This window comes from Streptomyces sp. SM1, from assembly GCF_002910825.1.
In the GTDB taxonomy this organism is placed as follows: domain Bacteria; phylum Actinomycetota; class Actinomycetes; order Streptomycetales; family Streptomycetaceae; genus Streptomyces; species Streptomyces okerensis.
Map to the genome: position 1 here is coordinate 1 of NZ_NEUB01000434.1, position 9,257 is coordinate 9,257.

The 9,257-nt window shown below is 72.7% G+C and carries 9 protein-coding genes; 2 read left to right on the forward strand and 7 right to left on the reverse strand.

Going from position 1 to position 9,257, the window contains the following annotated elements:
- The coding region (locus tag B9S61_RS10810; RefSeq protein ID WP_103542059.1) for a hypothetical protein at positions 1-1,588 on the reverse strand (1,588 nt) is incomplete at its 3' end.
- A gap of 161 nt (positions 1,589-1,749) precedes the next feature.
- Entirely contained in the window at positions 1,750-3,033 is a 1,284-nt protein-coding gene (locus B9S61_RS10815) for a geranylgeranyl reductase family protein (RefSeq protein ID WP_103542060.1), read from the reverse strand.
- A gap of 99 nt (positions 3,034-3,132) precedes the next feature.
- Here B9S61_RS10815 and B9S61_RS10820 point away from each other — a divergent pair, with 99 nt between their 5' ends.
- Both B9S61_RS10820 and B9S61_RS10825 read left to right on the forward strand, forming a co-directional pair.
- Positions 3,133-3,639 (forward strand): GNAT family N-acetyltransferase, encoded by a 507-nt coding sequence (locus tag B9S61_RS10820; protein WP_103542065.1) that lies wholly within the window; start codon positions 3,133-3,135, stop codon positions 3,637-3,639.
- A 172-nt stretch (positions 3,640-3,811) separates the two neighbouring features.
- Positions 3,812-4,108, forward strand: a complete 297-nt coding sequence (locus B9S61_RS10825) for a PASTA domain-containing protein (RefSeq protein WP_374936199.1) — start codon at positions 3,812-3,814, stop codon at positions 4,106-4,108.
- A gap of 48 nt (positions 4,109-4,156) precedes the next feature.
- On the opposite strand, the gene B9S61_RS10830 is transcribed toward B9S61_RS10825, so the two are convergent.
- The 5 genes from B9S61_RS10830 to B9S61_RS10850 all read right to left on the reverse strand — a co-directional run.
- Complete coding sequence (locus tag B9S61_RS10830; RefSeq protein ID WP_103542061.1) at positions 4,157-4,852, reverse strand: demethylmenaquinone methyltransferase; 696 nt, start codon at positions 4,850-4,852, stop codon at positions 4,157-4,159.
- A gap of 30 nt (positions 4,853-4,882) precedes the next feature.
- Positions 4,883-5,482: a hypothetical protein gene (locus B9S61_RS10835; protein ID WP_103542062.1), complete on the reverse strand. Its 600-nt coding sequence runs from the start codon at positions 5,480-5,482 to the stop codon at positions 4,883-4,885.
- 7 nt (positions 5,483-5,489) lie between these two features.
- Positions 5,490-6,689: a cyclic dehypoxanthinyl futalosine synthase gene (gene mqnC / locus B9S61_RS10840; RefSeq protein WP_103542063.1), complete on the reverse strand. Its 1,200-nt coding sequence runs from the start codon at positions 6,687-6,689 to the stop codon at positions 5,490-5,492.
- Positions 6,690-6,767: 78 nt separating this feature from the next.
- The gene (locus B9S61_RS10845; protein ID WP_103542064.1) at positions 6,768-7,502 is read right to left on the reverse strand and encodes an A24 family peptidase; all 735 of its coding nucleotides are present in this window, start codon (positions 7,500-7,502) and stop codon (positions 6,768-6,770) included.
- Positions 7,499-9,257: bacterial transcriptional activator domain-containing protein (locus B9S61_RS10850; protein ID WP_219819906.1), on the reverse strand; the 1,759-nt coding region annotated here is incomplete at its 5' end. The genes B9S61_RS10845 and B9S61_RS10850, both read right to left, overlap by 4 nt.

Below are 9,257 nucleotides of genomic sequence, written 5' to 3' on the forward strand. Positions count from 1 at the left end.
GACCGCCCCCGGTACCGTCGCCGGAGGAGCCGTCCGTTCCGTCCGTACCGTCCGCGCCGGAGGAACCGGACGAACCGGAGTCGCCGCCACCGGAACCGGGCGGTGTCGGACCGCCCGAGGTGCCGCCGTCGGTCCCGTCGCCCGTACCGCCGTCCGCCGACCCGTCGGACCCGTCGGAGCCGTCGGAGCCGTCGGAGCCGTTGAGCACGATCCAGGCGGAGTTGTTCGCGTGGTCGGCGTCGAAGGGGTTGTCCCACTCGGGCAGCGCCACCTTCCCCTTGGCGCCCTCGACGACGCGGTCGACGCGCAGTTCGAACGGGAAGGTGAACTCGGCGTCCTCCAGCAGCGGGGTGCTCACCCAGCAGAAATAGCCCCGCACGCCCTCGGCGATGGTGTTCTCCCCGCAGCGCTCCGGCGCCCTGGTCACGGTCGCCCCCTCGGGGACGGCCACCGTGAACCCGATGGGCTCACCGCCGGACCGCTGGGAGCTGAGCCAGGCGGGACCGTTGTTGCGGAAGCCGAGCTCTGCCGTGACCGTGTCACCGGCTCCGGCGTCCAGCGAGGCGCCGGTCAGTTCCAGGTCGTAGGTGTTCTTCAGGGGCAGGTCCACGTCCACGTACCGGGTGTAGTCCGCGGGGTCCGCGCCGGAGACCTTCTTCAGCGTGAGGTCCGCGCCGGTGCCCGGGCGGTAGTCCTTGGCGGCGCGCAGCGCGGCCGTCCCGTCCGGGCCGACCGCCGAGAAGGCGTAGGTGAAGACGTCGTGCAGCGCGAAGTCCGCGGTCCCCACCTTCAGCGGCTCGGCCAGGGCGTAGGCCTCCCCCGCGTCGATCGGGTCGGGGAAGGTGCAGATGGCGTCGGTGCCCTGGCGCAGCAGGGGGCCGGTGGTCACCTCTGCGTAGGAGCAGTTGCCGTAGGAGTCGGGGAAGGACACCCCGCGCGAGCCGTGGAACCACAGCACCGCGCCCTCGGCGCCCAGGCCGCCGGCGTTGCGCAGCCCCACGGGTGCCTCGTAGGTGCCGCCCGCCCGGAGGTCGTCCGGCACCGAGAGTTCGCGGTTGAGGAACTCGGCGCCGCCGACGAGCACATCGACGGTGAGCGGGGTGAACTCCAGCCCCGCGCCCTCACCGGTGACCTTGATGCTGCCGACGTCCCCGGCCTCGCTGTCGTCGCCGACGTCGAGCCGGATCTTGCCCACCTTGTTGTACGTCTGGCCCGCGTACAGTTCGTAACCCGAGCAGACGGCGACCAGGCCGTCGGCCTCGCACGGGAGTTCCACGTCCGCGACGCCCGCCAGCTCGGTCGCGTCGATGCGGATCGTGTACTCGCCGGTGAACACGGTCGGGATGATGCCGTCGCCCTCGAACGGCTCGCCCGGGGCGTTCAGCCGCAGGTCGACCTGCTGTTCCGTGGGCTGTCCGTTGTCGGAGTGCAGGGACAGTGCGACCCGGTCCTCGCCGGTGATCGTCACCGGCAGGGGTGTGTCGACCGCGTGGGACGTGCCCGCCCCACCGGCCGCGACCAGACTCGCGGCGGCCACCAGGCCCAGGGCTCTGAGCGGCCCGAGGCGCCGGTTTGCCTGCTGTGTCATGAAAGGCTCTTTCGTCGGACGGGACGTACCTGACTGGGTACGCCCCGTCCGACAGCCGCTGTTGTCGATCGGTTGTCCACGAAAGCGTCACGCGGTGATCACGGTCACGCATACCTCACCGGTCACACCGGACGGTGACGGTGCAGACGCACCGCAACCCGTCACGCCTTCGGCGCCACCCTGCTCAGCCCGTTGATGATGCGGTCCATCGCGTCGCCGCCCGTCGGGTCGGTCAGGTTGGCGAGGAGCTTCAGGGTGAACTTCATCAGCATCGGGTGCGTCAGACCGCGCTGGGCGGCGATCTGCATGACCTTCGGGTTGCCGATGAGCTTCACGAAGGCGCGGCCGAGCGTGTAGTAACCACCGTAGGCGTCCTTCAGGACGCGCGGGTAGCGTTGCAGGGCGATCTCCCGCTGGGCCGGGGTCGCCCGCGCGTGCGCCTGGACGATCACCTCGGCGGCGAGCTGCCCGGACTCCATGGCGTAGGCGATGCCCTCGCCGTTGAACGGGTTGACCAGACCGCCCGCGTCACCGACGAGCAGCAGTCCGCGCGTGTAGTGCGGCTGGCGGTTGAAGGCCATGGGGAGCGCGGCGCCGCGGATCGGGCCGGTCATGTTGTCCGGGGTGTAGCCCCAGTCCTCCGGCATGGAGGCGCACCAGGCCTTGAGGACCTCGCGCCAGTCCAGCTCCTTGAAGGAGTCGGAGGTGTTGAGCACGCCGAGACCGACGTTGCTGGTCCCGTCGCCCATGCCGAAGATCCAGCCGTAGCCGGGCAGCAGCCGGTCCTGCGCACCCCGGCGGTCCCACAGCTCCAGCCAGGACTCCAGGTAGTCGTCGTCATGGCGCGGCGAGGTGAAGTACGTACGGACCGCGACGCCCATCGGCCGGTCCTCACGCCGGTGCAGCCCCATCGCGAGGGACAGCCGGGTGGAGTTGCCGTCGGCGGCCACCACCAGCGGGGCGTGGAAGGTGACTTCCCGCTTCTCCTCGCCGAGCTTGGCCTTGACTCCCGTGATGCGCCCGGTGCGGTCGTCGATGACCGGCGCGCCCACGTTGCAGCGCTCGTACAGCCGGGCGCCCGCCTTCTGCGCCTGCCGGGCGAGCTGCTCGTCGAAGTCGTCGCGCTTGCGGACCAGACCGTAGTCCGGGAAGGAGGCGAGATCCGGCCAGTCCAGCTGGAGGCGGACGCCGCCGCCGATGATGCGCAGGCCCTTGTTGCGCAGCCAGCCGGCCTCCTCGGAGATGTCGATACCCATCGCGACGAGCTGCTTGGTGGCGCGCGGGGTGAGGCCGTCGCCGCACACCTTCTCCCGCGGGAACTCGGTCTTCTCCAGCAGGAGCACGTCGAGTCCGGACCGGGCCAGGTGGCAGGCGGTGGTGGAGCCGGCTGGTCCGGCGCCCACGACGATCACGTCGGCGGTGTTGTCGGAGAGGGGCTCGGTCACGGCGGGATCTCCCCAGGGTCGATAAATCTGCGTGCCGGCCGGCACTGGACACGGGCAGTCTATTCAGCAGAATTGATCACCCGGCTGAAGGGCTGCCCCGTGAACCGAGCTCTCCCCGCTGTACGGCTGCGTGTCCCCACCCACGAGGACGCCTTCGCCTGGCACCGGATCTTCGACGACCCGGACGTCATGGAGTTCCACGGCGGCAAGGCGGCGGACCTGTCGGTCTACGAGGAGCTGACCGCCCGCCAGCGCCGGCACGACGCCCTGCTCGGCTTCTGCCTGTGGACCATGCTGGACGAGTCCGGCCAGGTCATCGGCTTCACCGGCGCCCAGCCGTGGGAGCGCGACTGGGGCCCGACGGGCGAGATCGAGATCGGCTGGCGCCTCGCCCGCGAGCACTGGGGCAGGGGGTACGTCACCGCGGCGGCCCGCGAGACGCTCGAGCGGGTGACCGCGGCGGGCCCGACGGGCGTGGTGGCGATGGTGCACGCCCGCAACGCCCGCTCCATAGCGGTCACCCGGCGGCTGGGGATGCGTCTCGCCGAGACCTTCATGACGCCCGTCTCGCGACAGGAGGCCCACTGCTACCGCCTGGACCTCTGACCCCACCGGGCAGACGCTCACGGTGACCAAATGTCACGGAACGCCATGAGGTGCTTCCGGCGTGCCCCGCACCGGTCTACTCTGCCGGTACCGCAGGGGGGTGACGTCCGTGCGTGTGACGCCCGATGGACCCGGGACACCCGACGTGCGCGTGCCGCGCCTGGTCGGCCTGATGGCCGTGGACGCGCGCGAATCGGCCCGCGCGCAGGGCCTGTTCGTGAGCGCCGCGGACCGGCCGGACCTTTCTCTCGCCGCCGTCGAGTACGTCGTGCGCCAGTACCCGGGGCCCGGGGCGGAGGTGCCCCGGGACTCCGTGGTCCACGTGTGGTTCGACTTCGGCGAGGGCGACGGCGGGGGCGGAGGGGTGCGTGAGCCGCGCGGGCCCCTGCCGCCGCCCGGCGGGCTCCGGCAAGAACTGGAGGAGCCGCCCGGCGGCGGCTCCCGCGCCGTGATGCTCGGTTGCCCCTGAAGCACGGCGCACCGTGCCGCTCGGCCGCCCCGGAGGACGTCGGGCCGCTCAGCTGTCCTTGAACCCGCGGTGCAGCGCCACCACGCCGCCCGTCAGATTGCGCCACGCCACCTTCGACCAGCCGGCGCCCTTCAGCCGGTCGGCGAGCGCGGGCTGGTCGGGCCAGGCGCGGATGGACTCGGCGAGATAGACGTACGCGTCCGGGCTGGACGACACCGACCGGGCGACCGGCGGCAGGGCCCGCATCAGGTACTCGGTGTAGACGGTGCGGAACGGCGCCCAGGTCGGGTGCGAGAACTCGCAGATGACGATCCGCCCGCCGGGCCGGGTCACCCGGCGCATCTCGCGCAGGGCCGCGTCCGTGTCCTGCACGTTGCGCAGTCCGAAGGAGATGGTCACCGCGTCGAAGACGTCGTCCCTGAAGGGCAGCCTCGTCGCGTCACCGGCGGTGTACGGCAGCCAGGCGCGGTTGCGCTTGCCCACCTGGAGCATGCCCAGGGAGAAGTCGCAGGGCACGACGTAGGCACCGGTGACGGCGAAGGGCATCGACGACGTGCCGGTGCCGGCCGCCAGGTCCAGGATCTTCTGCGCGGGCCGCGCGTCGACCGCCTTCGCCACCTCCTTGCGCCATCGGCGGTCCTGCCCGAGGGAGAGCACGTCGTTGGTCAGGTCGTACCGTTCCGCGACGTCGTCGAACATCGAGGCGACTTCGTGCGGCTGCTTGTCCAGGCTGGCTCGGGTCACGGGGCCATTGTGGCAGGCGGCCTCCGTCGTCTACGCGCGCCGGTACACCATGCGGCCGCCCACCACGGTGACCACGCACGTGGACGCGCCTTCCCGCACCAGGGCGCCGCGGTCGGGCACGTCGAACACCGCGAACCGCGCGGGCCTCCCGGCGCCGAGGCCCGGCAGCAGCACGAGTGGCACCGGGGAGAGCGCCGGGGGCCCGGGCAGCGTGGCCGGACGGCCCGCCCGGGCGAGCCCTGCCCTGCCCACCGCGTCGAGGACCGGGCGGCTGCGCAGTTCACCGGCGACCGCGACCGTTCCGTGCGCCAGCATGCGCTGTACTCCGCGGCGTGCGCTGGCGCCCCGCACGGACGGGCCGGCGCCGAGGAGTGCCTGCGCGCGCTCCCCGAACAGCGGCTCGGTACCGAGCCGGTCCGCCTCGCGCGGATCGGGGTGGTACGCCTGCTCCAGCAGTTCCGGGCCGTACGGGTTGAGCAGTCCGGGCGTCAGGATGCCGGGCCACCGCCGCAGCCGGGCGTCCGGGTGGCCGGCGGCCAGCCGCTCGTACGGGCCGAAGGCGGCGATGTGCGCGCCGTCGACCAGGACGGCCGCCTCGGGCGAGGCGTCGGCGGTGTGAAGGGTCAGCACGGCGGCGTCAGTTGGGGGCGAGGAGCTTGAGCTCCGGGTGGGCCGTGCCGCCCTCGATGGCCGTGGAGGAGATGTGGGAGACCACGCGCTCGTCGACGGGGTCGTTCGCCGGGTCGTCGTGCACGACGAGGTGCTCGTACGTCGTCGACCGCTGCGCCGGGACCCGGCCCGCCTTGCGGATCAGGTCGATGATCTCCATCCGGTTGGAGCGGTGCCTGGCGCCGGCGGAGGAGACGACGTTCTCCTCCAGCATGATGGAGCCGAGGTCGTCCGCGCCGTAGTGCAGGGAGAGCTGGCCGACCTCCTTGCCGGTGGTCAGCCAGGAACCCTGGATGTGGGCCACGTTGTCCATGAACAGCCGGGCGATCGCGATCATCCGCAGGTACTCGAAGAGGGTCGCCTGGGTGCGGCCCTTCAGGTGGTTGTTCTCGGGCTGGTAGGTGTACGGGATGAACGCGCGGAAGCCGCCCGTGCGGTCCTGTACGTCCCGGATCATCCGCAGGTGCTCGATCCGCTCGGCGTTGGTCTCGCCCGTGCCCATCAGCATGGTGGACGTCGACTCGACACCGAGGTTGTGCGCGATCTCCATGATCTCCAGCCAGCGCTCGCCGGACTCCTTCAGCGGGGCGATGGCCTTGCGCGGACGCGCGGGCAGCAGTTCGGCGCCGGCGCCGGCGAAGGAGTCGAGCCCGGCCTCGTGGATCCGGGTGATGGCCTCGTCGACCGGCACCCCCGAGATCCGGGCCATGTGCTCGACCTCGCTCGCCCCCAGGCTGTGGATGACGAGCTGCGGGAACTCCTTCTTGATGGCGGCGAAGTGCTGCTCGTAGTACTCGACGCCGTAGTCCGGGTGGTGACCGCCCTGGAACATGATCTGCGTACCGCCGAGCTCGACCGTCTCGGCGCAGCGCCGCAGGATGTCGTCGAGGTCGCGGGTCCAGCCCTTCGCCTTGTCCTTCGGGGCCGCGTAGAAGGCGCAGAACTTGCACGCCGTGACGCACACGTTCGTGTAGTTGATGTTCCGCTCGATGATGTACGTCGCGATGTGCTCCGTACCGGCGTACCGGCGCCTGCGGACGGCGTCGGCGGCGGCGCCCAGCGCGTGCAGCGGGGCGTCGCGGTAGAGGTCGAGGGCCTCTTCGGGAGTGATCCGCCCACCGGCGGCGGCACGGTCGAGGACGGTCTGAAGGTCGGCCTTCTCGGTCACCGGCGTCCCTTTCGCATAGTTCGTAAGGGGTGTGGACAGACCGGTCCAGCGTACGTCAGCGGGTTCGCGCGGCTGACGTCAGGCCGCGTACGCGCCGATCAGCAGCCCCGTGAACGCGCCGCCGATCAGGAACGGCCCGAACGGGATGGCCGTCTTGCGGCCCGCCTTCCGGGCGACGACCAGCACACCCCCGTACAGCGCCCCGAACACGAACCCGGCGAGGGTGCCGAGCATCACCGTCGGCCAGCCGTACCAGCCGAGGACGGCGCCCGCGCCGAGCGCCAGTTTCACGTCGCCGAAGCCCATGCCGCCCGGGTTGACGAGGAACAGCACGAAGTAGCCGGCGCCCAGCGCGAGCGCGCCCAGCAGGGCGGTGGTCCACTCGCCGGCGTGCCCGGGGGCGAGGGCGACGAGACCGAGCAGGGCGAGGGCCGCTCCGGCGAGCGGCAGGGTGAGCGGGTCGGGCAGCCGCTGCACCCGGAAGTCGACCATCGCCAGCAGCACCCCGACGGGCGCGAGCAGCAGCCAGACACCCAGTTCGGGCCGGGTTCCGGTGGCGGCGGCGAGCGCCGCGCAGACGAGGGAGGTCACGACGACGGCCGCGGCACCCGGTCCGTACGACGGTCCCGCGCACGGCCCGCACCTGCCCCGTCCGAGCCAGCCGGTGACCGGGTGCCCCGCCGGACACGCCGTCCGCCACGCCTCCCCCGGCGGGACGGAGAACCGGTACGCCGCGCGGGGCAGCGCCGCGCCGGCCGCCGCGCCCCACAGCGCGGCGACGGCGATCAGCGAGACATACACACCGTCGCTCATCCGGCCGCCGCGACCGTGTCGCGCCAGGCCGGCAGCAGTTCGTCGAGCAGCGCCTCGGTACGGGGCGGCAGCCCGCGGGCGCCGCTGCGGCCGATGAGGTCGGCGGCGAGGGCGGTGAGCCGCTCGGGGTCGTCGAGGGCGTGGGTGGCGCGCAGCAGCTCGTTCCACAGCCGCTCGTCGGCCGGGGCGGTGCGCAGCGCGGCGTTCAGCGCCTCGACGGCCTTCTCCGCGCGGTCCTTGACCAGGTGGAACTCGGCCAGCGCGAGTCCGGTGTCCGCGACGAGCAGCGGGAGCTGGGCGTCGACGATCTCGTGCGTGAGCCAGCGGTAGCGGCCCTCGGGCCGGTCGGCGAGCAGCGGCCCGCGCACCAGCACCAGCGCGTCGGTGAGCAGCCGGCCGCGCACGGCCCGGCTGTCGACGCCCTTGCCCTGGGTCGCCTCGTGGTACAGGGACCGCAGCACGTCCAGGTCGGAGACGACCGACTTGGCGAGGGTGAGCCGCCCGGTGGCGTCGGTGCCGAGGCGGGGGGTGCCGTCGGGATCGGTGCCGAGCCAGCCGCGCAGCCGCTCGACGAGCGCCTCGCGGACGTCGTCGGTGACCCCGCGCGGCCACAGCGCGGAGGCCAGCACGCGCGGGTGCACGCCCTCGCGGTGCAGGAGCAGCAGCGCGAGCGCCTCGTGCAGCAGCGCGCTGCGCTCGTCGTCCGGGGTGTCGAGACCGATGATCTCGTACGGTCCGACCAGGCGCGCGTACACGGCCGGCCGGCCCTGCTCGCTGATGTCGACGAGGAACGGCGGTGTGTCGCCCGGTCCGTCGGGACCGCGCTCGGGGTCGGCGTCGGTGAACAGCTCGATGACGGCGCGCTGTTGAGCAGCCGGCAGCAACTGGGCGTCGAGTTCGAGGCCGAGGAGGGGCGCCAGCAGCCTGCCCTCGCCGGTGATCTCCATCTCCCAGGCTGCGCCCGGCAGTTCACCGCCCTCGGTGCCGACGAGGTAGCCGATGCCGAGCCGGCCGGCGTCGGCGGCGAGTTCGGCGAGCGTGACGGCGTCCTCGGCGGACGGTTCGGCCGCGAGCAGCACGAGGTGCGGAGCCCAACGGGTGTGCTGGGCGGGCCCGGTGCGTCCGGTGAGCACGGAGTCGTGCCCGGCCGCGCCCAGCGCGCCGCGCCGCTGCCGCGTCTCGGCCTCCATGGTCTCGATCAGTGCCTCGACGCCGTCGAGGTGACGCAGCCTGCTGGGCGCGAGCGGGGTGAGGTCCTCACCGAATCCGACGAGGGTGATGGTCATCCGGTCCGACCAGCCGTTGGTTGCCAGCTCGGCGGCGACGGCGGCGAACACGGCGGCCCGGTCGGCCTCGCTGCCGCTCAGGGAGACGAGGCCGGGGACGGACTCCAGGTTGAGCAGCAGCCGGGAGTCGTCCATGGTGCCGAGGCTGACGAGGCCCGGGTAGGGAGCGGCGGTGTCCGTGTCCTCGTACCGCTCGGCGTCGTCCTTGGCGAGCAGCCAGAACGTCTCGTCCTGCCCGAGCTGCCAGGGCGCCGGGGGCTTCCCGGACGGCTGGGCGAGCTGGAGGTGCAGATCACCGCTGCTGAGCCAGGCCGCGTAGACGGTGGGCAGCGGGCGGGACTCGGCCGCCAGCGACGCGGCGAGCCCGCGCAGCGACCGGTCGAGCAGCCGTACGCCCTCGGGGTCGGCGCCGACGAGCAGCGCGTCCTGCACGTCCAGGGCGTCCCCGGCCGGTGTGGGCGGCTCCATC